The organism is Legionella sp. W10-070 (genome assembly GCF_900640175.1).
Lineage (GTDB): Bacteria > Pseudomonadota > Gammaproteobacteria > Legionellales > Legionellaceae > Tatlockia.
Genome location: NZ_CAAAJC010000007.1, coordinates 68,063 through 91,813, shown reverse-complemented (window position 1 = coordinate 91,813; position 23,751 = coordinate 68,063). Strand labels below are relative to the sequence as shown.

Here is a 23,751-nt window from a genome sequence, read left to right as displayed (position 1 = left end):
TTAATTTTTTAACCGGATTTTAAAAAAACTACAGCGACAGACTGTCTTAAGCCGATTGTGCCTGCGAGTGAATTAGCAAATAAGTGAAAACTCAGGGTGCGATTTTAAGTGTGATTTTTCTTGAGAGTGGTAGCGCCATCCAGACGCCATTAATTAACACCAACCGCAGTTTTAATCGCCCCCGAAAAACGCTTTATTGGACTTGGTATATATTTTGCATTAATGTGGGGGATAAACAGGGAGTTAATATGATCGATTTAGTCCAATTAATATCTATCCCACAGGCCACAAATGAAGCTGATCTTGGCCTTCAGGATAACAGCGATGATAGCAATCTATCGGGAAATACGGCGTTTATGGCTATTTTGGCACATTTATTGATCAATGAGTCTGATTTACCTGGCGTAGAAGAAGCAAATTTGAAGACTATTAATGAAGATAATGAGCTTGTATTATCCTCAGGACAAAATGAAAAGCAGTCGTCAGAAGATACTCTAGTTGTTTCTGAGGAATTGGAGCGGTTTACCCCCAAACCGTTTGAGAAAATAGAGAGGCTAATGGAGGACAACCTTCAGCTGGCCTGGTTTAACATTCCCTCCTTTGAACCACCCCAAGTCAATATGGAGCTGTCCCGAGAAGAGAGGACTCCTTTATCTCTCAAAAATGCAGCGGCAGAATTCAATTTGGCGGAAATGGCTGGTACCCAATTGGATCCTGAGATTGGTAACACATCGGGATTGATCGAATCAGAATCCTCTAAGGGAATCATTCCTTTTATCAATCAGCAAGGTCTAGATAATGGCTTCCTTACGGCTGGCTCACCTGATGACAGTGTTGTTGGCAGCAAACAACAGACAGCTGAGACAGCTCCCATCCAGCCTGCAGTTTATGGGGATGCGTTTGCAAGTAACCTGGTGAAGTCTTCAGATAACTTATTGGCATTTTCAGCACATGCCAGTGATGAACCTACGACAGATGAAGTGTCCAATACTACTTCTACACAGTCTTTGGCAGCCAACCAGTCTGCAGTTGAGTCAACAATCCCTGTCGCCGCAAAAAAAATGATTGATTTGCCATCTAATATTTCTAACTCTGACTGGGGAGAGCAATTTAACCAACAGATTGTATGGTTGGGGCAGCAAAAAATTAAAACCGCTATTATCAAATTAAATCCTCAGGAGCTAGGCCCTCTGGAGGTTAACATAAAAATGGTCAAAGATACTGCTAATCTGAATATTACGGCTCATACAATGCAGGTGCGCGACTTAATTGAACAGGCGTTACCCCGTTTGCGTGAGATGATGATGGAGCAAGGGGTTACTCTTTCTCAAGTAAATGTTGAATCAAATAATAATCAACACCAAGGCCATTATCAGCCCAGGGAAAATTGGTCTGTTTCCCCGGATGAAGGGAGAGAAGACGCTGTGGTTACGTCACTGGATGGCGCAAAAATTAATAACACTAAAGGTATTATTGATTATTTTGCTTAAAAACGATTAAGTAAAAACAACAGCCTTCTACGGGCTGTTGTTTTTAGAAGATTAAATACAACGATTAACACAACGAATAATAGCGCCATTCCAGCGGTTGACGAGACAACTTCTTTGACAGCGTATACCATGACGGCGATGGTAAGTACGCCAGCCAGTCCAATAAGTATGATGTCGATAATGACCTCGTTTGGATCCCCAATGGCGATCTCGATGGCGATTATGAACATGATAGTAGGCTAACTGAATATAATTAGTAGCACCTGGTGCCTGTTGTGGGGAGGCAGCCTTAGCACTAGCCGTAGATCCGGCAGCTAGTAATAATACAAAAGAAAAAACCACAGCAGGTAGCAGCCCAAAGCGTTTAACAGAATAACTGTCCATATTTCTGTCCTTAACCTAGATCAGCTAACTTTAATTATAGACAATTATTGCATTTTTTGAGCACAAATTTATCTATTTTATTTTTCTAAATTCTTCTCCCTTGCTGTGGTTGCCCAGAGGGAGTTTCTTTAACTTGCTTTTTAATTTGGTCTGCCAGATACTGTAATTCAAATGAATAGCCCTTATATTTATGCCAAAGGAAGCAAGTTGGTTGTTGTTTATAAGGCAATGGTTCATCATAATCTTCACGAGTCAGTGGATGGTTGGTGAAATTACGAAATAAGTTTGCCAAGTCTTTCCTGTCTGTAATTTTTGTGCTTGCCGGGACTGCTTTCCAGTGTTGTTTGCCAGGGTATGCTTTAAATAAAAGGACAGGGTCTGTTATCTCTGTATAAGGAATTAATTCATTATTTTCACAATATGATGCCCCCTCCTTATTGAATACCGATAATCGTTGATTGAGATCCAGATACTGCTCAGTCAGGCGCTTTAATTTTGAATGCTTTTCAGATCCTGTTGGCAATCTGGCAGTTATGGCTTCCGCTTCTTTTAATTCCCTTGGGGAGAGATACTCCATAATCATACCAGTAGTCGATAGGTTTAAATTATCCATTACTGCTGGAATATCTTCCCTTTTTTTAAATAGAGTTTTTTCATCCAGCTGTCGGTAATGTTGTCGATAAAAAAAAATAGTGACTGCTGCGGCTACAGGGAGTGTCAACAGAGGGAAGGCTCTCAGATAAGGAGTAACTATCATCAGGAGGCAGAGAAAAATATATTTTGCCATGTAAGATCCCTTTAAACTTTACGAATGACTATATTAACCAAGGTATAAAAGGCTGGCAAATTGGAGTAAAATCAGAGCAAATGCATGAATGATTTTATAGCGATCTGCTGTTACTGCGAGTATAGTAAAATCAATTGCTTACAATTCTCGAGCAAAATTAATCTGGCTTGCTTCACTTTGTTGGCAATGACTAATTGTTCTTTTATCTTTCTTTGATGCGTTTACCTGGGTCAAATCACGAATGATTTGACCCGCTTGGAAATGACTTGCAAAACTTACAAGTAAAATTATTTGATAAGCCCTGCTTTCCTGAACTCTGCTTCCTGTAATCGATTGGCGAATTGACTATCGGATTCATGTTCCTCAGCTTTAGCCACATCGATATGTTCAATAGCAATTTTATTTTGAATATCAGTAAATAATCCTTGTTTTCTGACTGCACTAACCAAAGCGGTTATGTTTTCTTTATACAATGCCCGTTTTTCTGGGGAAATTTGAGCAGAGGAAGTTGTTTTGATGATTTGAATTTCTTTTTCAGTCAAGGTGTCCTTAATCTCCATATCAGCATGCACAAGGGAATTGTTTTCCGCGGTTATTTCAGAAGCTGGCGGGTTGGTATTCCCACCTCCCGTTACAGTGACTTCCTCAAGGCTTGACTCTGGCTTAGGGATAGTCTGGATGCTTGCAGGTAAACTTTCTTCAGGACATTGTTTACCGAAGATCTCTATAAGAATTTCACGATGGCTTTTCTCAACATAGCAGTTATCGGCTTTTTTTCTATAGGCATTAATGACCTGAGTGCCGCAATCGTAATCATTTAGCTGTTTGCCACTGGTTTCAAAACGCAGCACTGAATGTTCTTCTTCCATACCTATAAGAAAGTTTTTGCTTTGTTCTAGCATGGATGCTTGTCTTGGTGAATAAGTGGTATCATCCTTTAGCGGTTGGGAGTCATGTAGTGACCATGCCCCTTTTTCTTTTAACAAATAAACCCAGTGTCCATCATGGAGAATAGGGAGAAACACTGTTTTTCCTTCGCTGTGGCTTAATAGTTCTTTAACTTCTTCTGTCTGATCTTCGCTTGCTTCTGTAAGTGAAATAGGCTTTGATACCAATATATTGTCAGAAGAATAACCTGCCAGGAGAGTATTCATATCTTGCATAGTCAGCAGAGTAACAGGAGAAATTGTATGAGTTTTTATATATTGATCGCCAACGCTGAGATAAGCTTGATGATGTATCTCAGCCAGTTCCTTATTATGCTCAACAAGATGCGCTTACAATAGTTGTTGTTCTTTTAATTGCTCTAGCTGCTGAGATTCTTCCAGGTGGCGGGATAAAGAAACGATCTCGATTAATCTATCCAGCAATTTGCAGGCTGTTGTAAGCTTGATAGAAGCAATATTGTACAGATGGATGCCGTTATCAATACAGAACGAAATAATGTGTTCCTTTTCTGCTTTCCATGCATTGAGTAATCCTTCGGATGCCAGCTGTCCCAAGCCATCATACTCTTCACGCAATTTACGTTTCTCTGCTTCTGATAATTTCATGACAATTGCTCATTAAGTCGATAGGGTAGTAATTCAGTTTACCTGCAATGAAAAACCATTTAATGCTTATGATAATACATATAAGCTTAAGAAAAGCTTAAAATAGAAGTCATATTGTTTAAAAAATTTGTTATTGTAGGCATGAAAAGCAGCGATATTAAATGAATCGCGCGTTCTAATGACTACTTTTCCAGCAATAAGCTGTACTTTGAAAGTGCAGGAATATTCTCTATCATAATTTTGATTGTCGCAAGTAAGGGGATGGAGATTAATACACCACTTACACCCCATAACCATGCCCAGAAAAAGATACTGAAAAAAACAAGGAGAGGGTTCAAGTTCAGGCGATCTCCAATTAATATGGGGGTAATAATTTGTCCCTCTAATATATTAATTAGAAGATAAACTGCAGGCGGTAAGAGAATTTGCAAATAGGAGTCGAAAGTTAATAAAGAAACCAAAAAAATAATAGCAATTCCAGTGGCAGGACCAAGATAAGGGATAAAATTAAGAAGGGTTGCCATTACTCCCCAAAGTATCGCATTTGGAATGCCTAGCAACCATAGAGAAAATCCCACAAAAAAGCCAACAAAGATACATATTAGTGTAAAAATGGCTAAGTAATTAGAAACCTCTTTTTCCAGACCAAGAAGAAAATTACTGGCTAAATCTTTCGTTTTTTCAGAAAGAGTTTTTTGTAGATTTTTAAATAAAGTGGGCAAGTAGATTAATAAGAAAAATAATAGAACAATAGTGATAAATATCAAAAAAATAATATTTGTAGTTAAATCAAATAATGAGTGGCCTAAACTTGGATTCTCTGCTGTAATTTCAACAGATTTTTCTTTGTTGACAGAGGTTATGTCTTGTGCCTTTTCAAAAGCTTCGCTAATTCTTTCAAGTGGTTTCTTTACAATAGAAAATTTTTTTTCAATGATCTGTAAATTCTCTGGTGCTTTATCGAGCCATCGAGATGCGGGCTCCATAAGAAATGTAATACCGGCACTAATTATCCCCAATAATAGAAATGCAATAATTGCTGATGCCAGAATTTTTGGAATTTTAATCAGTTGCAATAGCCCCATGAAAGGCGTTAATAACAGGTATAAGAAAAAAGAGAAGAGGAGAGGGAATAAAACAGGCTTCGCAATATATATGGTGTAACTAATGGCAAGAAATAACAGTGCTTTTATTTCCCATCCTGCTTGGGATTTATCCGTCCTTGATTTATTCATAATCTCATGATAAATAATACATGTTGTCAGCCATTATATTCAGAATAAATAGTAGTAGCCAGTTTTATATATTAATGCGCAGGGTAAAATTGTCATCGCATAAATCCATTTATTAGCTAAAAGAGTATCAGATTGATCCCTATACAGTGAAATTTTGTAAGATGGTTTTGTGAGAAAGAGGCAGTTATTATAACTATTGTATAAAGAAATCTTTTAAAAAATGACTTAAGTGAGTTATTAGCTACTATAATTACTATCAATATAAGGAAATAAGGAGAACATCATGGCTGATCGTAATGATAATAGTGTGGGTATTGTTGCTATTGTTGTGATCATAATTTTAGCGGGTATTGCCCTGTATTATTTCTTTGGAGCCCCCCGCACCACAACTATCCCACCGACAGAGACAACCATAGAGACACCAGCTACTCCAACGATTACTCCAGGCGATACTACGGTTATAAGACCGAGCCACCCTGATACAACTACAAGTCCTGATGTTGGGACTGATACCAATGTTACTACTCCTCCTGATACTACGACGACAACTAATACTGAAAATCGGTAGTTAGGGCGGATATAAAATTGGACTCGGCTGGTATTTACCAGCCGGGTTTGTTGTATGTGATAGGTTTGATGAATAATTACGTTTTCTGAGAGGGTAAAGGCTGATCGACTATGGTTAAAATTAATAAATAAAAATGATTTAAAAAGCTACAGGATAGCTCAAATGCATAATAAGAAAAAAAATTTGGCCAAAGAGACGGTGATAGATTTTTTAAGATCGGCCGGTATCACTGTTAATGGGCATGCTTTATGGGATTTGAAAGTCCATAATGATGAATTTTATCTGCGTGTACTGCGTGATCAAGATTTGGGATTAGGGGAATCCTATATGGAAAAGTGGTGGGATTGTAAGCGGGTTGACCTTCTAATCGAACGTATCATAAGAACCAGGACTCATGAGAAGTTAACATTTAACCCTAAACTTGCTTTCAAATTATTGCTTTCCAAGATTTTTAATTTTCAGACAAAAAAACGTGCATTGGAAGTTGGAAGAGTGCATTACGATTTAGGCAATGACCTTTTTAAGGTCATGCTTGACAGCAAAATGAATTATACTTGTGGTTACTGGAATAATGTGAGAACGCTTGATAAGGCACAAAAGGAGAAATTGGACTTAACCTGCAGGAAATTGCTGCTCAAGCCTGGTATGCGGTTACTTGATATAGGTTGTGGCTGGGGAGCATTGGCAAACTACGCGGCTGAGAATTATGGTGTAGAGGTAGTTGGTATTACAGTCTCGCAAAAGCAGTACGAATTGGCCACAGAACACTGCAAAGGTTTACCGGTGGAAATTCGTTTTCAGGATTACCGTGATTTGAACGAGAAATTCGATCGCATTGCTTCATTAGGCATGTTTGAGCATGTAGGTCATTTAAATTATCAGGAATTCATGCAAATTGTACATGGTTGCCTGACTGAGGATGGGCTTTTTCTCCTGCATACGATTGGCGGTAATGAAAGCACCACTCAGGCGATGCCCTGGATTTCCAAGTATATTTTTCCTAATGGGATGTTGCCTTCAATTACCCAAATAGGAAAAGCCAGCGAACGATTATTTATTATGGAAGACTGGCATAATTTTGGTCTGGATTATTATAGAACATTAATGGCATGGCATCGAAATTTTAATTACGGTTGGGACTCTCTGAAAAAAGATTATGACGAAAGGTTTTTTCGCATGTGGAATTATTATTTACTTAGCTGTGCCGGGGGATTTAAGGGAAGAATGCTGCAATTATGGCAAATTGTTTTTTCAAAAGGCTTAAAAACCAGATATAAGGCTCCCAGATAGATCAATCTATTCGTGGCGATTTTGCAATAGTTCCCTCAATTGTTCGGGTAAAAATGCTTGCAATTTTCTGGTAATTAACTCCTCATGCTTTTGCCACAACGTTCCAAGGTAAATAATTAAAAAACCAATGAAAGTTAATGCTATTGGGAAAAGCATGCTATGTTTAAATACTTGTGAGGCAAGATATCCCAGATAAAGGCTGCTGCCTATTGCGCCAAAAATAACAAATACTTTCCGCATTAAGATAACCCCCACGCCAATCATAAGCAGGTTAATGCAAAGGTAAAGAAATTTTGATAACTCACTGTCGGAGTGTTGACTGGTTAAGCCGCCCCAAAATGCGATGACTCCAAACAAATAGAGCCAAAAGGCATAATCGGCAGTGCTTTTTGATCTTAAATCAACCCAGAAGGCAATTAACAGGATAACAAAGCCGAAATACATAGATACGATCGCTCTTAGCTGGAAACTTGCATACTCACCAGCCAGCATGCTGGTTAAATCCATTGATAAATACCAAAGCGTTACTGCAATGGGCATAAGCATGAAGGGGTATTTGTAAATCCAGGCAAGTATTATCCCAACGGCAAGAGTACCTAATTCCATCAATATCCAATGCCATTTAATATAGACATGATAATCTCGATAAACCGTGTCATCCGGCCACCAGCCCATTCCTACCTGTAGACCATAGATTGCCAGTGGGGTCAGGGCAATAACAAAAGTTGCACATATTCCTGCAGGGATGAGATAAGATTTTTTATTGAATCTATATGAAAGCCACAGGCCAATTGCCCCATAAATAATAGCAAGTGCAAAGATCCCCCAGCCGCCAAATTTTTCCCAGCCTAAATTCATAAAAAGTGTCATTGCACTTATTGCTACAAATCCCCCGAAATAATATAAGACGTTGGTGAAATTAAATCCTTGATTTTGTTCGGGTTGATTTTGAATAAAGTGATATAAGGCATCTGCTTGCCGGGAATTAATAATCCTGGCTTGAACTGCTTTATCTAGTTGAGTACGCGAGATTTTCATTATTTTCCCCCTAAACACTGATTCATCAGCCCGAACGGGACAACGGGGTAAACACTGAATTGCTTTGAAGCCTTACAATTACTTTTTATTATCCTGAGATTGTTTTTTCCCGGGCTTTTTCTTTTCTTTCTTCAGAACATCACAAACATCCTTTGTAAGTTTGGAGTTTGGTGCAATGTCGCAAATATTTTTAGTATCTTCAACTTCAGGATGATTAGGTTTATCTTTTTCCATAAAAACTCCTTATGCTTACCTTATTTATAGCAGAAATAACTCATTTAATCCTCATTTTAAAGAGGAAACCAAGTACTTGGTATTAGGCAGGAATGGGGGGCAGCAATATAATGTAGCCTCAATACTATTATGAGGTCGTTATTAAAGATGATTAACTTAAAACCGATTGACTTTAAAAAATTCTTAACTATGTATTGGCAAAAAAAGCCTTTAGTAATTCGCCAGGCCCTTCCTTTGTTTACTAATCCATTAACGCCTGATGAGTTGGCAGGTTTGGCCATGGAAGAAGAGATAGAAAGTCGGATTGTACTGGAAACACCAAAAAAACCACCTTATTGGCATTTGAAGCGTGGGCCTTTCTTGGAAAAAGATTTTAAAAGGTTGCCAACATCACACTGGACGTTATTGGTTCAGGGCGTTGACCGTTTTGTGCCGGAAGTTGCAGAGATGATGGATTATTTTAATTTCATTCCTCAATGGAGGATGGATGACATAATGATTAGTTATGCTGTTAATGAGGGGAGTGTAGGCCCCCACTATGATAATTATGATGTATTTTTATATCAGGCAATGGGACAACGAAAATGGTTGTTAACTACTCAGAGTTGCCATACGCAAAATTATATGTCCGATGTTGAGTTACGTATCATGAAGGAGTTCAGGGTAGAAGAAGAATATATCCTCGAAGAGGGGGACATGCTTTATTTACCTCCTCATGTCGGTCATTACGGGATATCAAAATCAAACGCCTGCATGACTTATTCTTTTGGTTATCGTAGCTATCACAGCGAAGAGTTATGGCAGAGCTTTGCTGATTATTTGGCTGAGCAAAAGCAAGCTGCTATTTTGTATAAAGATCCGGATTGGAGTCTGACCAGTGGTTCTTCTGAGCTGCCAAGGGAAGCATGGATAAATGCTAAAAAATCAATGGAGCAGTTACTGACAAATGAAAAAGAATTAAAGTCCTGGTTTGGCTGCTTTGTCACCAGGCTGGATCAACAAGCTGAAGAATTATTACCGGAGCCATTCTCTGAAGAAAATACGCTTGATATTTTTATACGGGAATTCAAAAATAACTCAGGATTTTCACGTAACGTTGTTTGCCGCTTTGCCTATGAAACGGATGATTCAGCGATTACTTTATTTATTAATGGTTATAAATGGCCGACTGAAAATGTTTCTCCTGAACTAATTAAGTTAGTCGCTGATAAGCGCTCATTATCTATAGAAGAGTTACATCCGTTCCTTGAAAGTGAGGAAGACAGGCTTTTTCTGCTTGAATTATGGAAACTACAGTGGCTGGTCGCAACGACTGATGCCTGTTAAGGATTGGTATGAACTTTGCACTATAAATCATTGCTTACAATGAACATCAGGGAGGCTGCTAATGTTTAAGAAATACATGCTTTGCCTGCTCTTTTTCCTATTCAGTCAATCATCTTGGTCTCAGGTACGTGAGGTTGCTCTCACTATTGATGATTTACCTTTTGTCGGTTCATGCAACCATGATCCTAAAAAACTGAAACGCAAAGAAGAACGTTTTCTGAAAATATTACAAACGCTAGTGGATAAGAATGTTCCTGCAACTGGTTTTGTGATTGCTGGCTCTATAGAAAAAGGTCAGTGGCAATTGCTGGAGCAGTTTAAAGAAGCTGGTTTACTTTTAGGTAATCATACTTACTCGCATAAAAGCCTAAATACCTTAACCGCGGAAAAATATATAGAAGATATCGCTCGAGCGGATAAAATCCTGACTCCGCTATTTCCCGAAATCAAGTATTTTCGTTATCCTTATCTGGCTGAAGGTAAAGGTGAAAAACGGCAAATAGTTTATGATTATCTGGTGGCTAATAATTATACGATTGCCCCGGTTACAATCGATAGCAAGGATTTTGTATTTAATCAACAATTGTTTGCAATTCCTTACCGATTGCGTGAGCAGAATTTAAATCAACTCAGGAAAAAATACCTTGCTTACATCTGGAATCAAACACTTAAAGCAGAGAGTAAGGCTGCCAAGAATAATCCTGATAAACCTGTCAAGCAAATACTGCTGATTCATGCCAACCTGCTCAACAGTCACTTTTTAGGCGATATCATTGATCTTTATAGAGAACATGGATATCGGTTTATCAGCTTGGGTGAAGCATTACAGGCTCCCGCTGGAGCAGAGGTACAAGAAGAACAAGAAACAGAGGAGTTGTCAGGTAATTTTATAAATGATGCTGGTCAGAATGATATCTGAATGAAGCACCTGATCTTGGCTCGATATAAGAGGATTCATTTTATGTTGAGCTCAGGGTCATTTATTGGCCGAAAAATTGACTACTTATGTCAAATTATGAAATTCTTGCTTTAGGCGTTCAATAATATGTAGCGGCAGCAGCAGCCAATAATGTCCTTCATTTTTCATGTGACCAGCAATAAATGTTGCTTTTTTACCAGCGCCCCAGAAAACATCGCCTCGAACTACTCCACGAATGGCTCCTCCAGTGTCTTGGGCAATCATCAAACGTTGGAAGGGTTTTTGGTCATCATGGTATTTATCAGGTCTTGTTGTATTTAACCAAAGTGGGGTACCAAGAGGGATCCATTTTAAATCAACCGCCAGAGAATAGCCGGGGGTTAATGCTACACCTTGTGTACCTAGAGCGGCATTCTGTGAAAGAATGGAAAAAAATACAAATGATTTATTTTGATTTAAGACTGCCTCCATTTCTTCCGGATGTTCAGTCAGGTAGCGCTTTATTCCTTGCATGGAGGCGGTATGTTTGGTCATGATGCCTTTATCGATTAAGACTTTGGCAATTGATGTATAGGCTGCGCCATTTTCTGCCGCATAACCAACATAGAGCTGTTTCCCGTCAGTCAGTTGGATAATACCTGAGCCCTGTATTTCTAAAAAAACTCTGTCGACAGGGTTGTCAATCCAGGCTAGTACGGTTGCTTTCTTCTTAATAGCTCCCTTATTGATTTCTTCTCGAGTATAGTAAGGAACAACCTTGTGTCCATCCAGCCTGCCGATAAGCTTCCTGTGCTTGATGCTTGGGTCAAACTGACTCAGATCAATGGTTATAAGATCGGAGGGTGTGCCATAGATCGGTATATTGTACTTGGAAGTTTTAGTAAGACTCCCATGAAGGAGTGGCATATAATAGCCAGTAAATAGACCTTTTAGGGATTGACCATTGTAGAACTCGACAGGAGCAAACCATTTTTGGAAAAATTTCTTTGCGTTCTTATTTGTGACAGGGGAGATTGTTAAAGCTTCCTGGCAAATTGGTTGCCAATCCTTGGCTTTCATAGTTAGATGATGACTACCTACGGAACGTTCTGGATTTTGTCTTAAAAACGCTTTACAGGATGTTTGGAAGGCTCCCAGGGACTTTTTCACATTCGCTGTATTCCAGCCAGGCAGCTGCGAAAATGAACCTTGTCTTAGTGTTATTTTCTCAGTTTTTGGCCAAAACCACCATAAGCAAAAACCAGAAATAAGCAAGGTAGATAAAAAAAGCGAATAAAATAATGTTCTCTTCATTGGACAAATTTTACACGAATTTAAATAAAATGCAAACCTTCTTTATTCCCCAGATCTTAATCCTGTAGAACATAAATGGGCGCAGGCTAGGCTCTGTGAACCAATTTTTTCGTAGAGCCTAAAGCAATCAGAAAAAATATTATCGTTTTATGAATGAACTATTCATGGTCTATATCTATGCACAATGGCAATTTGCAACCCTGAATCTGTTAGTGAAAGGAAATTATAGCCAGGATCAATCGTGGTTCTTTCCAGCCACTCATTGGCAAGACAAATATCAGTATACCAATGTAACTGCTTCAATGTAGCTGTTTTCCCGTATTTTTCTTCCAGTAGCTTAAGGGCTGACTCATCCATACTTAAAAATAACTTATCTCGATTTAATCCCTGGGACTTCATTTCGTCATAAAAAAGCAACAGTACATCTAATTCATTCATAAAAAATCCTTTTATGCCACTTAATCTAAATATAGTCCATGTGCAATGGCACTTACCCACAGGGCGCGGTTCATTTTCCTTAAGGGTGTATGCCATCTTTTTTTAGTACCCAATGGAGGTGATCTGATTATTTGATAATCTGTCCGGTTTTCCCATGTGCAAATGTTGTTTTTTCTGCGATTTCATGAGGTGCTATATCATATAGAACTGCTCCCACATCCTCTGAAACCGGTTGAAGCCATGCAGATTCCTTTAATGCAGCCATCCCTTGTTCATATCCTGATTTAATCCCTTCTGCAATAGCAACTGATGAGAAAGCGTAATCTTTAGAGGACAAATCAGTTTCTTGTTCATGTCTGTGAAATTTAACCAGGGTCATTATTGTTTTGCATCCCATTGCACGAATTTCCTTTACTTTAGGAGTATGTTTTAATTCTTCTGGTAAAAAATCGTAAAGTTGGGTAATAGCATGACGCAGGTCATGGGCTTCGCAAAATGATTGAATCGCTCGTTTATGATTACTGGCATAAATAATATCTTTCTTTTTAGTAAGCACTTCGTCCATGGTGGCAGGTTCTTTACTTTCAGGATCAAAAAGGTGAATCATAAAGCAGAGGGTACTGACACGTGGCAGATCATTTAAAATGACTTCAATAGGGGTATTATTTACTATTCCGCCATCCCAATAATGTACTCCATCAACGTTGATTGCCGGGAAGCCCTCAGGGAGAGCCCCACTTGCCATGATATGTTCAGGGCGTATTTCCTGGTATTTTGTATCAAAAAGCACTTGTTGGCCATCATTTAAACGGACAGCAGATAAGGTCAAACGGGTTTGCCCACTATTAAGGATTTTAAAATCAATCAGTTGTTCAAGTGTATCGTGCAATAAGCTGGTGTCATAAAAACTGATTTGATCAGGTGTTGAGTTGAAGAGTAAATAAGGGTTAATCAAACGAGGTTGAAAAAATCCTGGCTGACCAAAAAGTATAGTAGCTTGTGCATGCCATTGATTGTATAAGCGCCGCATGCCTATATTATCCAAATCTAAAAAATAATCCCACCAGGAAAACATGGATTGAGTACTGACAATGTTCCAGAATTCTTTAAGCTTCTCTACTCTGTTTTCAGGTTTATTGCCCGCGATGATGGCAGCGTGAATGGCTCCTATTGAAATACCGCTAACCCAATCCAGCTCGTAGCCCGCATTATGAAGGGCTTCATAGACTCCTACCTGGAAGGCCCCAAGAGCCCCTCCTCCTTGAAATAAAAAAGCAACACGTTTCCAGGACGGTTTTGCTTGTTTTTGTCTCATAATCTCTCCTGATCATCGCTGACTTATCATCCCTGTTATTTGGCGGTATTTACACTTAATCTATCTTATCTGATTCTCTTGCCTCTGTCTTTAGAGAGTAGGGCTAGCCTGTTTTTAAATCAAGTGCATCTAATCGGGCTGCTTGCCCTTGCTTTTCTATCTATTATGAGCAAGCCAGGTCGAGATTTTTTCATGTTCGGTTTGGGCGAATAAAGCAGGTGCATGCCCGGCATTTTCAATTTCTATAACATTCACATTGGGATGTGTTTTTTGCATTTTTTCTATGTGTTCAGGAAGCAGTATATCGGAGTTTTTTCCATGAATAACCAACACAGGACATTTTACTGCCTGCCAGAGATGCCATAAGTCAATATCAAATAAAATACCCTCCAATGCACGGCGAGGATGGGAAAAAAGTTCTCTGAGTATTTGGCTTTTGGTTTTTGTTTCTTTAATTTTGGGGTCAATTTTGACCATAAATGAACCAGATGCACTTGTTTGAATACTATTTTTTGTAATATGTTCCCATTGCTCTTCACTAAGAGGACCAAAACTGGTGTAAATGCTTTGAAAATACTGTTTTGCTTCTTGCTCGCTTGAGAATTCCGGATATTTGCCTACGTACTCACCTAACCTGCGAATCGCTTCAACAGGAATTTGTGGGCTAATATCATTCAAAACCAATGAACGAACAGGAGAATTAGGGAGGGCGGCAAGGATTATCCCCATCAGTCCCCCCATGGAAGTCCCAATCCAGTCAATCTGTTTGGCGCCAGTTCTAGCTATTAGGTTATTCATATCAATAATGTATTGTCGATAATTATAAAGGTTGGCATTTTTAAGCCAACCACTGTCTCCACGACCTACAATATCAGGACAAAAAACATGATAATCTTTAAGACTTAGAAAGGAAGCAAGCGGGTCGAAGTCGTGGCGATTGCGGGTTAAGCCATGAACACAAATGACTGCAGATTGTTGCCCATTCGACTTGCCCCATTCAGAATAAACAACTTTATGGAAGCCCTCGGGTGATGCACCCAGAAAATAATCCTGCTTCATTTAGCTTTCCTTCGCTTATTATTGATTTAACATAATGATATAGAAAAGAAAAAAATTTGAAAGATGTGTTTCTCTGTTAGAGGTTGTCCTCATGAGGCTGTTTGAAGTGAAAATTGCGATGATTTAGAGTAAAAATAGTTATCCTAATGCAGGCTATTTCTTATCAACCTCCTGGCTGGAGCTAAAATAATGCACAAACCATGTTTTTGCCAAACGTGCAACTTTATCAAGCGTTCCTGGCTCTTCAAAAAGATGGCTGGCTCCAGGGACTATTTCCAGTTTTTTTACGCATGTCATTTTTGACAAGGCTGATTCATTCATTTTAATAACCAGTTCATCATCACCGCCTACAATCATTAAGGTTGGTGCTTTAACAGAGGGTAAGTATGCACCTGCTAAATCGGGCCTTCCTCCTCGTGAAACCACTGCTTTTATCAGGTTGGCCTTTTGTGCCGCGGCAACTAAAGCAGCACCGCCTCCGGTGCTCGATCCAAAGTAGCCAATGGGTAATTTTTCTATAGGCGTTTGATTTAAACACCAAAGGGTTGTGTCAATCAGTCTGGATGCCAGGAAATTAATATTGAAGCGAAATTCTGCCGTGTAAAGATCTATTGCCTCTTCTTTTGGGGTTAGGAGATCGAATAACAGAGTGGCCAGACTAGCCTTATTTAATTCTTTAGCTACAAACTGATTACGCTTGCTGAGCCGACTGCTTCCACTGCCATGGGCAAAGAGTACCAGTCCTGCTGTATTTGGGGGTAAATATAAAAAACCATCAAGATGGACATTATCACTGGGAATACTGACTGTATGCTCCTTATTATAAGAAAAAGTCATAGTCCCTCTCCTGGATTAGAAGATTGACGAAGCATTATGATTAATATGTGGAACGGTTGCCAACAAGTTAGAAACTTCATTATCTGAAGTTTGGGCAAAATCATCATACCATAGACCAACGGCATAGAAATGCAGGGGTTGTAAAGGACATACTATCTCGTCAACCAAATCTGTCATCTCCTGGTAGGTTGAAAAAGCAGCAACTGGTATTGCCATAATGAGGCGTTTGGGATTTAATTTTCGCAGTGCCGAAATGGCCGCGCGCATAGTCGCTCCGGTTGCAATACCATCGTCAACCAAAATAACAATTTTATCTTGTAAATTCGGGTAAGGCTGATTGCCCCTGTAGAGTAATTCTCGCCGCTTCAATTCCTTTTCTTCTGTTTGGATTACTTGATTAATTTTCTCTTGCGATACGTGAAGAGCCTGTATAATCTCTTCATTGAAAGTTAGAGTGCCTCCTGATGCAATGGCTCCCATTGCTAATTCTTCATGACCTGGCACACCAAGTTTCCTCACAGTAAAAATATCAAGTGGGGCAGAGAGTTTTTTTGCTATTTCATAAGCGACAGGAACCCCTCCGCGAGGTAATCCTAATACAATTACATCAGGATTATTAGCATAAGATTTGAGCTGATCTGCTAAGATTCTTCCTGCCTCATTGCGGTTGATAAACTTCTCCATATGCAGCGCTCCTGTCTTGAGCGTATTTAATCGAGTTTTTATTAATCAAAAATCGCTCGTTATTTTGCTTAAAAATATCTCTTGTTTTTAATCAATATTTTTATTCATATTTATAATTTTAGCATATGAATCGATTTATAATTTTCAATAGGTGACTTACAACCAGAAAGCGCCTGGCATAATTGAATTTACTTATCAATAGATTACAAATTAAAAGCTTGTTGTAATTACTGTAGTTCCTCTGGTTATTATATCCAGTTGAGTCTATTTTATGCTGAATCCAGATTCTGGCAATGGCAAGATGTTGTCAGTCTGAGTGTTTTTCAGATTCCAGGCCTTATGATTTACTTCTATTTCATTTTCAATAAACGCGATTATTTTTTCTTTCATTGGCTGAGGTAATGTGCAGTAAGGATTAGTGAGTATATTATTTTCAAGTTTGTAGTTGCCAAAGACGTAGCCATTGTCATCAATTGCCTGATTTTTTCTGATTTTTACAGCACAAGCGATATTTTCTGAGAGAATTTCTTCAGTGATAATCTCATCGACATAGATGTTCATTATTTCTTCCCGGTGATTCTTCTGATCGTTAAGTGTGCCAAGTATCCCGTGCATACGCATATCAAATCCTTTATCAATGTGAACGGCATAGATCCATGAGACTTTCTCTTTTTTCATTGAGTCATATTCACTAATAGGGAAAAGTGCAGCTGCTTTGAAACGAGATGAGACAGCAATTAAATGTTTTGATTCAAAAGGTTCTTCTACAATTTTTCTGACTTCATCTTCATTATCAACCACGTTAATAATACCCTTCTCTACTCCATACAAAATTTCATTAACCCAATTATTGATATAAAAAATTGATTCTTTATTAAATGTTTTTATCAGATCCGGTGTAACCCATCTGTCTCCTTTTTCTCGATGATGTTGTTGTATTATTTGACTTAACTCAGTATAAGTACCAGCGGTTGTATTATTCCTGCCAAGATAATTCGTGATTAATTGGTATAATTCCTTTGAAATAACAGATTTTGGTTTAAATCCTTGAGTAAAAATTTTTTGGGGGTTTCTGTCATCACCGCGGAAACAGATGCGATTAATTTGACTAAAAGTAATTTCATCAATTGAAATAGAGCTTTTTAAATAAGCTGAGTTACTTCCTAATAATTGATGCTGAATAGTTAAATTTTTGTTTTCATTCATTAGAGGGAATGGGTTATGCTTTTTAAAAAATCTGGCCATTTTAAAGGTCTCCCTTTCATTAAGAGGCAGATCAAATTTAAATTTCAAATGGTAAAATCCATATTCAGAATGCTATATTTTGTAAGGATTAATATTTTATTACCTGACTGCCTTAATAAATTAACACTAACTTGAATATGCAAAAATTACCACGTGAATTTTACGCCAGAGATACCATTACAGTTGCCAAAGAACTTCTTGGGAAGTACTTAATTCATAAAGTTGATGGTTTGGAGCGAGTCGGCAAAATTGTCGAGGTAGAGGCTTATCTGGGTCAACATGATTTGGCAGCCCATTCTTCAAAAGGACTAACCAAGCGTACAAAAGTAATGTTTGGTCCCCCAGGATATGCCTATGTCTATTTGATATATGGCATTTATCACTGTGTGAATGTGGTTACAGAGGAAGAAGGAAGTGGTTCTGCTGTGTTATTACGTGCCCTTGAACCGATGAAGGGCATTAAGGGACGTACCCAGGGACCTGGGCTTTTATGTAATGCAATGCAAATAGACAAGCAGCTTAATGGCCATGACCTGCTTAGCGACAACTTTTACATTGCCCAATCGCTTGAAGCGTCTCGTGTTATAATATCAAAAAGACCTCGAGTCGGTGTGCATTATGCCAGGCATTGGGCAAGAAGATTATTAAGATTTTATATTAAAGATAATGAATTTATTTCAAAAATTTAGGCCTGATGCATGCGGGTATGGATAGGTTGGATATTAACCTATCCATATGGTGTCAATTAGCCGCATTTGCAGCCGCGAAAAATTGGTTCACAGAGCCTAGGCTTTCTCTATTTTTAAAGTTCGATTTTTTTTAGAAGACTCTGGTTTTTTAGGGATCTCAACCCACAACATACCCTTTTTAAAAGACGCCTTTGCTTTATCAATATCAACGGAATCCGGTAAGCGTATGCTTCGTTCACAAGAACCGTAACTAATTTCACGCAGGAGATAGTTTTTATCTCTATCTTGCCTGGAGGATTCTTTTTCACCTTTAATGGTCAGAATACCCTCGCTGATGGAAACTTGAACATTTTCTTCACTCATGCCAGGCATTTCAACTTCAATTTTAAATTGATCTTTATCATCAACAATATCCATGGCAGGGCTAATAGCTAAATTTTCAAATTCCTTGGAGGAAAAAGAGGGGAACTCAAAAGCACTATAGAAATCTTCAATTGTTTTATCCAATACTGCTTGCATTCTGGCAAATGGATTGCTCAGTTGATTTGAAGTAATTGGAATGGATTTTTTCCTGTTTGATAAATTACCAGCCATAATTAATTCTCCCTGAATTCAATTATTGTCTAAATGAGCATTAACCTGGCAATTATAATTGAATGATCAATCATTTTATCTACATTATCCTTAATGCTCATATCCATATGTTGTTACGCAGGAAAAGCATAGTTTTTGTATTAGATTTTGTCAAATTTTGTTTCGGGTGTGATTAAAGCTGCGATTTTCCTTGAAAATTGTAGCCAGGGATGGGCGTATAACTCATTAGTAATCGAATAAATAAAGCGATCTTCTATAATCAATACACCAGTTGCTTTTTTCATTATAGGGAATAATAAAGAAGCGAGACAATGAACTTAAAAAATGATGACATTTGGCAGGATTTAAAAAATAAGGTTGAATTTTTAAGTCAGCCTGATTCTTATATTGAGCCTGGCCAAAAGGTTGAGGTTATAGAAACTCATATGTCATGGATTTTTTTAACGGAGCAGTATGCCTATAAGCTCAAAAAACCCGTGCAATTCCCTTTTCTTAATTTAAGCCAATTAGATGTTCGATACTCAAATTGCCAAAAAGAGCTTAAGATTAATCAGTTTCTGGCTCCGGATGTTTATTTGGGGGTCGTGCCTTTGATGCAAGGCAGAACTTCGCACTTTTATCCAGTTGGTTCTCGCAATAGAAAAAATATTGTTGACTGGTTACTCAAAATGCGGCGCCTTCCTCGTGAATTAACGCTGGAACAGCTAATTCTGAAGAATAGCCTTAAACAACTTCCTCAGATTAAAGAGGCGGCACAAATGCTGGTGGCTTTCTACCAGAGGGCGAATCCTGAAAACATAAAACCGGAAGAATACAAACAGCAGCTTAAAAACAGCATTCAGGAAAACAGTAGTGTCCTGATTAAGACATATTATGGCCTTAATCAGGAAGTGGTTAAGGTTGTCCATCAAAAGCAGTTGTATGAACTGGAAGTCCTGACAGAATGTATTAATGAGAGGGTGTCCCAAGGGAAAATTATTGAGTGTCATGGGGATCTTCGACCTGAGCATATTTGGTTACTTTCTCCACCAGTGATTATCGATCGCCTGGAGTTTAACGATAAACTCAGAATAATGGATCCGGTTGATGAATTATCTTATTTATTTCTTGAATGTGAGATTTTGAAAAGGATGGATATCGGGAAGTTATTCCTGACTGTTTATCAGGAAATATCAAAGGATCCTGTTCCGGAAAGATTATTTGCATTCTATAAAAGCTATCGTGCCTGTCTGCGGGCAAAAATTTGTATTTGGCACCTTGATGACCCGAGAATTCAGGATCTAGACAAGTGGTTTAGAAAGGCAGAAAAATATCTAAACTTATCTGAATTAGTTCCCACCTAATCTGACACAATCAATTCAAAAAGTGAGAGTTTCCGAGAGAAGTGCAATTTAGCCGAGGAGTTGGGCAATGTACTTTTTCTAGTTGAGCATTTAAATTAAAAATACTTGATGCGGCCGATATTAAAAGTGCATTTTTTCCCTTAAGCGGATGATTTAAATTCATTTCTCCTCCACGACCATTAGGACAGTTTGTTGTTATCTCTACTGCAAACTCTCGGCTTATGAAGCCATCTCGAGCTAATACTTCTAAAGTTTTTTTGATATTCGCAGTATCATGTAGCATAGTTTGGATTGATATATTGGTTAATCCAACTTCTTTTAAAGGTACGTTAGCCTCGGATAATGATTTAACTATCTCTGCTTTTTTATCCAATGGAAAATTAAGCGTCATTGTTGTTATGTAAACGTTAGCAGTAATTATAACTGAACCAATACTGGATACTTGATTACCAGAATATTTAAATTTTTTTTCATAGCAAAACATATCTACATCCTCATTTGTTTAAAACACGTATTTTATCATATTTTGACCATGAATTGATTTCTAGTTCGCATTTGCCCCGTTTCTGTAATTTAACCCAATGTATCAAAAGCCTGTAAGATCATGGGCTTATTCCGCTCATGGTCAACTTCGTACCAGTAATAAATTGCGCAAGAAAGGCATTTTTGAGTCTCCTAAGGGCGTGTGCAGTGTCTGGCTTCGGCACGGTTTAGCTAATTTCAAAGACCGCTGACCGCTTGAAAGCCCTTGAAGCCAAAGTAGCATCATCGATCATACAAAGACAAAAACACAATCACCCTAAACAAACGGCATTTGCGAGCGTTTTCATAAAACGATTTTGCGAACACCCATGGAAACATTGATTGATGGCAAACAAATCTGGAAGGAAAAATTGATAAACTGAATTTGACCTGACAGAGACTTCTGAAAAACCGACAACTATCAGATCAAGTTTGAACTACTACAACTTATTGAATGCTATTTTACTTTAGGGTTCATTAGTGATGATGCATCTCTTGGTATCCAAAAATGTATTGAGTAAATTGGAAATGGAGCCATCCTGATGAATTTGCTTGATAGTTTCAGCAAATAATAAAGAAGTATCCAACATAGTTATCTTTCCTTCCAATAAATCTTTATGCAAGCGAAAAGGGGATACGCTATCAGTGATAATCACTTTATGCAAACGGGGATCGGCAAGGATTTTACTGGCATTGCCGATAAAAAGGCCATGGCTGGCACAAACAATGATCTTTTTAGCCTTTTGTTGATGCAAGGCCTCCACAGCAAGGCCAATTGTTGTTCCAGAGCTTATGATGTCATCAACAATAATTGCTGTTTTAGCTTTTACATGGCCAACTATGTTCTGATCACTGCTAACCACACCCAAGCTTCTCTTTTTATCCAGAAAAGCCATTCCTACATCCCGTTTAAGGTGTCCCTGAAGCGTTTCTCTTAGTTGTTCGGCTCTTTTGGCACCTCCAGCATCAGGAGAAACTATAACGACCTCTTCATTTTGAATTAATTGAATAAGATAAGGGGCAAATAAGATGCGTGTCTCCAGATGCTCCGTGGGAATACGAAAAGCATTCTGGAATGCTGCAAGGTTATGAACGTCAAGCGTTACAATTCTGTCTGCACCGATTGCTTCGAGTAATTGAGCCATATACCTCATGGTGATTGGGTCTCGGGATTGTGTTTTACGATCCTTTCTCGCATAGGCGAAATAGGGGATAATCGCTGTAATCTGCCTGGCGGAGGCATCTTTTAATGCACCTATGAAGAAAAGAAGCCGGCAAAGTTTGTCATTGACGCTTTGTTGATCGTCACTGAATAAGGATTGAAGTAGAAAAACATCCTGGCCTCGTACGTTCTCTAATGAGCGCACCTTATGTTCCCCATCTTCAAACTCTCTCTCTTCATGACAGGCTGGTTGGATTGCCAAATGAGCCGCTATTTTTTTTCCCAAGTTCCTGGATGTTTCAAGTGCGAAAAGTTTAATGTCCATTTAAACCCCATGTAAAAAGTGGCTGGTTTTACTTCCTAGTTCTTTGTTGGTTGCCAGATAATACTCTTTAATTTGTGTGCCGACGTCCTGAGTATAGAGAATATTGTTTCCTGATGAGAGGAACAACTGCCCCCCTGCCTCACGGAGAATAATTTCTGGTCCGCAAAGATCCCATAAATGACAATGACATGAAAAATTAAAATAAAGATCGGCTTTGCCTTCAGCAATTGTTCCCAGTTTTAACCCTATGGAAGCTTGTCTTAATATTTTACTAATACCTAATTGTTTTGCGATTCTATCTACTTTAAGGCTCCAATGACTTCGAGATTGAAGTAATACCGCTTGTATGGGATCAGAAACGGATTTTACTTGCAGAGGTTCTGTGCTTCTTGAGGTAGTTAGGAAAGCGCCTTTGCCTTTTACAGCAAAATAAAGCCGTTCGAGATCCGGTTGATAAACGACTCCAAGGCAAGATTCTCCATTAATTGCAAGCCCTAGCATCACCGACCATTCATTACTACCATCAATGAAATCTTTTGTCCCATCGATGGGATCGATATACCATATACGTTTTGCAGATGTTGTTTTCTCAGGAAGAGGCTCCTCTTCAGAGATAATAATGTCTTGGGGAAAGGCCAGGCTAATTTCTTGAAGCAGCATTTTACTAACCGCTATGTCAGCTTCAGTAACAAGGCCAAGATGTTTGCCTTTATCATGAATTTTATAACCTCGAGTGCGAATTTCCTGAGCTATTTCTCCTCCTTTGCGCGCAAACTTGGAAGCAACTTCCAATTCTTTTTTCAGGTAATTTTTAATATTGTTCATACGACTAACACTCTCTCCATAGAATTAGCTACTTAACTCCGATTATAGCTACTATATCCGGAGTTATCTTGGTAATTAATTTAAAATTAAGAATATAAGGTTTCTTGTTATCTCTGGTTGTAAAAAAACCAAAGGCGAGCAGGTTACTCGGTGAATTTCTACCCAAGTTGACCATTAATGACGCTTAAATTTAGCGCCATTAAAATTAGGCTTGGTTTAATTAAAAAGTGTTTAACTCAGATTTAAATAAATTTAAATTAATAAAATTATCTATAATACAATAAGATATTTTTGATAAAAATTACTTATTAATAATGATATAAATTCATTTTAAATGGAGAGTTATTATGAAAAAAAATATTGGAAATAATCAGGGGAAAAGTAATTATCAAAAGAAATCTTCTTATAAAAGGTATGATATCTCAAAAACACCAAAAACAAAACGTGCGATAAGTGAAAAAATGCTTGATAAAACAATAGAAGATACTTTTCCTGCTAGTGATGCTACTGCTAAATACTAGGGTAGGCCAATTTGCAGGGTAAAATCATCTAATAAACCCTCAAAATCTCATATTGCTATATGAATAACTCATTTT

General features: G+C 38.2%; 26 protein-coding genes and 1 pseudogene. 9 read left to right on the top strand and 18 right to left on the bottom strand.

Translation table 11 applies throughout. The features are described from left to right. Positions 1 to 248 precede the first annotated feature (248 nt). A complete protein-coding gene (locus E1O65_RS04490; RefSeq protein WP_133132396.1) occupies positions 249 to 1,490 on the top strand; it encodes a flagellar hook-length control protein FliK in 1,242 nt (413 codons plus the stop codon). Between the two features lie 51 nt (positions 1,491 to 1,541). On the opposite strand, the gene E1O65_RS04485 is transcribed toward E1O65_RS04490, so the two are convergent. The 5 genes from E1O65_RS04485 to E1O65_RS04465 form a co-directional block, all read right to left on the bottom strand. Beyond that, the gene (locus E1O65_RS04485; protein WP_133132395.1) at positions 1,542 to 1,874 is read right to left on the bottom strand and encodes a hypothetical protein; all 333 of its coding nucleotides are present in this window, start codon (positions 1,872 to 1,874) and stop codon (positions 1,542 to 1,544) included. Positions 1,875 to 1,959: 85 nt separating this feature from the next. After that, a complete protein-coding gene (locus E1O65_RS04480; RefSeq protein WP_133132394.1) occupies positions 1,960 to 2,661 on the bottom strand; it encodes a hypothetical protein in 702 nt (233 codons plus the stop codon). Between the two features lie 287 nt (positions 2,662 to 2,948). Then, entirely contained in the window at positions 2,949 to 3,815 is an 867-nt protein-coding gene (locus tag E1O65_RS04475; protein WP_133132393.1) for a hypothetical protein, read from the bottom strand. A 123-nt stretch (positions 3,816 to 3,938) separates the two neighbouring features. Further along, positions 3,939 to 4,214 (bottom strand): hypothetical protein, encoded by a 276-nt coding sequence (locus E1O65_RS04470; protein WP_133132392.1) that lies wholly within the window; start codon positions 4,212 to 4,214, stop codon positions 3,939 to 3,941. 182 nt (positions 4,215 to 4,396) lie between these two features. Next, complete coding sequence (locus E1O65_RS04465) at positions 4,397 to 5,449, bottom strand: AI-2E family transporter (RefSeq protein ID WP_133132391.1); 1,053 nt, start codon at positions 5,447 to 5,449, stop codon at positions 4,397 to 4,399. Between the two features lie 283 nt (positions 5,450 to 5,732). On the opposite strand from E1O65_RS04465, the gene E1O65_RS04460 reads away from it, so the two are divergent. Then, positions 5,733 to 6,017 (top strand): hypothetical protein, encoded by a 285-nt coding sequence (locus E1O65_RS04460; RefSeq protein WP_133132390.1) that lies wholly within the window; start codon positions 5,733 to 5,735, stop codon positions 6,015 to 6,017. A gap of 162 nt (positions 6,018 to 6,179) precedes the next feature. Beyond that, positions 6,180 to 7,307 carry a cyclopropane fatty acyl phospholipid synthase gene (gene cfa / locus E1O65_RS04455; protein WP_133132389.1) on the top strand — a complete coding sequence of 376 codons (1,128 nt, stop codon included), beginning with the start codon at positions 6,180 to 6,182 and terminating at the stop codon, positions 7,305 to 7,307. 6 nt (positions 7,308 to 7,313) lie between these two features. Here cfa and E1O65_RS04450 read toward each other — a convergent pair whose 3' ends face one another. Beyond that, the gene (locus E1O65_RS04450) at positions 7,314 to 8,345 is read right to left on the bottom strand and encodes a DUF2157 domain-containing protein (RefSeq protein WP_133132388.1); all 1,032 of its coding nucleotides are present in this window, start codon (positions 8,343 to 8,345) and stop codon (positions 7,314 to 7,316) included. Positions 8,346 to 8,423: 78 nt separating this feature from the next. After that, a complete protein-coding gene (locus tag E1O65_RS12540) occupies positions 8,424 to 8,579 on the bottom strand; it encodes a hypothetical protein (protein ID WP_165474898.1) in 156 nt (51 codons plus the stop codon). 147 nt (positions 8,580 to 8,726) lie between these two features. On the opposite strand from E1O65_RS12540, the gene E1O65_RS04445 reads away from it, so the two are divergent. Together E1O65_RS04445 and E1O65_RS04440 are read left to right on the top strand one after the other, a co-directional pair. After that, positions 8,727 to 9,905, top strand: coding sequence for a cupin domain-containing protein (locus E1O65_RS04445; protein WP_133132387.1), 1,179 nt, complete (start codon positions 8,727 to 8,729; stop codon positions 9,903 to 9,905). A 61-nt stretch (positions 9,906 to 9,966) separates the two neighbouring features. Then, positions 9,967 to 10,824, top strand: coding sequence for a polysaccharide deacetylase family protein (locus E1O65_RS04440; protein WP_207384226.1), 858 nt, complete (start codon positions 9,967 to 9,969; stop codon positions 10,822 to 10,824). 84 nt (positions 10,825 to 10,908) lie between these two features. On the opposite strand, the gene E1O65_RS04435 is transcribed toward E1O65_RS04440, so the two are convergent. The 7 genes from E1O65_RS04435 to E1O65_RS04405 form a co-directional block, all read right to left on the bottom strand. Then, entirely contained in the window at positions 10,909 to 12,117 is a 1,209-nt protein-coding gene (locus E1O65_RS04435; protein ID WP_133132386.1) for a murein transglycosylase A, read from the bottom strand. Positions 12,118 to 12,279: 162 nt separating this feature from the next. Further along, positions 12,280 to 12,555, bottom strand: coding sequence for a hypothetical protein (locus E1O65_RS04430; protein WP_133132385.1), 276 nt, complete (start codon positions 12,553 to 12,555; stop codon positions 12,280 to 12,282). A gap of 127 nt (positions 12,556 to 12,682) precedes the next feature. Continuing rightward, the gene (locus E1O65_RS04425; protein ID WP_242601536.1) at positions 12,683 to 13,870 is read right to left on the bottom strand and encodes a patatin-like phospholipase family protein; all 1,188 of its coding nucleotides are present in this window, start codon (positions 13,868 to 13,870) and stop codon (positions 12,683 to 12,685) included. 156 nt (positions 13,871 to 14,026) lie between these two features. Then, positions 14,027 to 14,929, bottom strand: coding sequence for an alpha/beta hydrolase (locus E1O65_RS04420; RefSeq protein ID WP_133132383.1), 903 nt, complete (start codon positions 14,927 to 14,929; stop codon positions 14,027 to 14,029). A 153-nt stretch (positions 14,930 to 15,082) separates the two neighbouring features. Next, on the bottom strand, positions 15,083 to 15,766 hold the full coding sequence (locus E1O65_RS04415) for an alpha/beta hydrolase (RefSeq protein WP_133132382.1): 684 nt from the start codon (positions 15,764 to 15,766) through the stop codon (positions 15,083 to 15,085). Positions 15,767 to 15,781: 15 nt separating this feature from the next. Beyond that, the gene (locus E1O65_RS04410) at positions 15,782 to 16,450 is read right to left on the bottom strand and encodes a phosphoribosyltransferase (protein WP_133132381.1); all 669 of its coding nucleotides are present in this window, start codon (positions 16,448 to 16,450) and stop codon (positions 15,782 to 15,784) included. A 264-nt stretch (positions 16,451 to 16,714) separates the two neighbouring features. Next, on the bottom strand, positions 16,715 to 17,743 hold the full coding sequence (locus E1O65_RS04405; protein ID WP_133132380.1) for a hypothetical protein: 1,029 nt from the start codon (positions 17,741 to 17,743) through the stop codon (positions 16,715 to 16,717). Between the two features lie 89 nt (positions 17,744 to 17,832). Between E1O65_RS04405 and E1O65_RS04400 the strand changes: the two genes are divergently transcribed. Continuing rightward, positions 17,833 to 18,384 (top strand): DNA-3-methyladenine glycosylase, encoded by a 552-nt coding sequence (locus E1O65_RS04400; protein ID WP_133132379.1) that lies wholly within the window; start codon positions 17,833 to 17,835, stop codon positions 18,382 to 18,384. A 96-nt stretch (positions 18,385 to 18,480) separates the two neighbouring features. Here E1O65_RS04400 and E1O65_RS04395 read toward each other — a convergent pair whose 3' ends face one another. Further along, on the bottom strand, positions 18,481 to 18,978 hold the full coding sequence (locus E1O65_RS04395) for an Hsp20/alpha crystallin family protein (protein ID WP_133132378.1): 498 nt from the start codon (positions 18,976 to 18,978) through the stop codon (positions 18,481 to 18,483). A gap of 311 nt (positions 18,979 to 19,289) precedes the next feature. Here E1O65_RS04395 and E1O65_RS04390 point away from each other — a divergent pair, with 311 nt between their 5' ends. Continuing rightward, complete coding sequence (locus E1O65_RS04390; protein WP_133132377.1) at positions 19,290 to 20,321, top strand: hypothetical protein; 1,032 nt, start codon at positions 19,290 to 19,292, stop codon at positions 20,319 to 20,321. A 10-nt stretch (positions 20,322 to 20,331) separates the two neighbouring features. Here E1O65_RS04390 and E1O65_RS04385 read toward each other — a convergent pair whose 3' ends face one another. After that, entirely contained in the window at positions 20,332 to 20,805 is a 474-nt protein-coding gene (locus E1O65_RS04385; RefSeq protein WP_133132376.1) for a hypothetical protein, read from the bottom strand. A 124-nt stretch (positions 20,806 to 20,929) separates the two neighbouring features. Here E1O65_RS04385 and E1O65_RS12650 point away from each other — a divergent pair. Further along, a pseudogene (locus tag E1O65_RS12650) lies at positions 20,930 to 21,226 on the top strand (hypothetical protein); the annotation flags it as partial. Positions 21,227 to 21,310: 84 nt separating this feature from the next. Here E1O65_RS12650 and E1O65_RS04375 read toward each other — a convergent pair. Beyond that, positions 21,311 to 22,330, bottom strand: coding sequence for a ribose-phosphate pyrophosphokinase (locus E1O65_RS04375; protein WP_133132375.1), 1,020 nt, complete (start codon positions 22,328 to 22,330; stop codon positions 21,311 to 21,313). Beyond that, complete coding sequence (locus E1O65_RS04370) at positions 22,331 to 23,155, bottom strand: 3'(2'),5'-bisphosphate nucleotidase CysQ (protein WP_133132374.1); 825 nt, start codon at positions 23,153 to 23,155, stop codon at positions 22,331 to 22,333. Positions 23,156 to 23,502: 347 nt separating this feature from the next. Here E1O65_RS04370 and E1O65_RS12530 point away from each other — a divergent pair, with 347 nt between their 5' ends. Then, positions 23,503 to 23,676, top strand: coding sequence for a hypothetical protein (locus E1O65_RS12530; protein ID WP_165474897.1), 174 nt, complete (start codon positions 23,503 to 23,505; stop codon positions 23,674 to 23,676). The last annotated feature ends 75 nt before the right edge of the window (positions 23,677 to 23,751 follow it).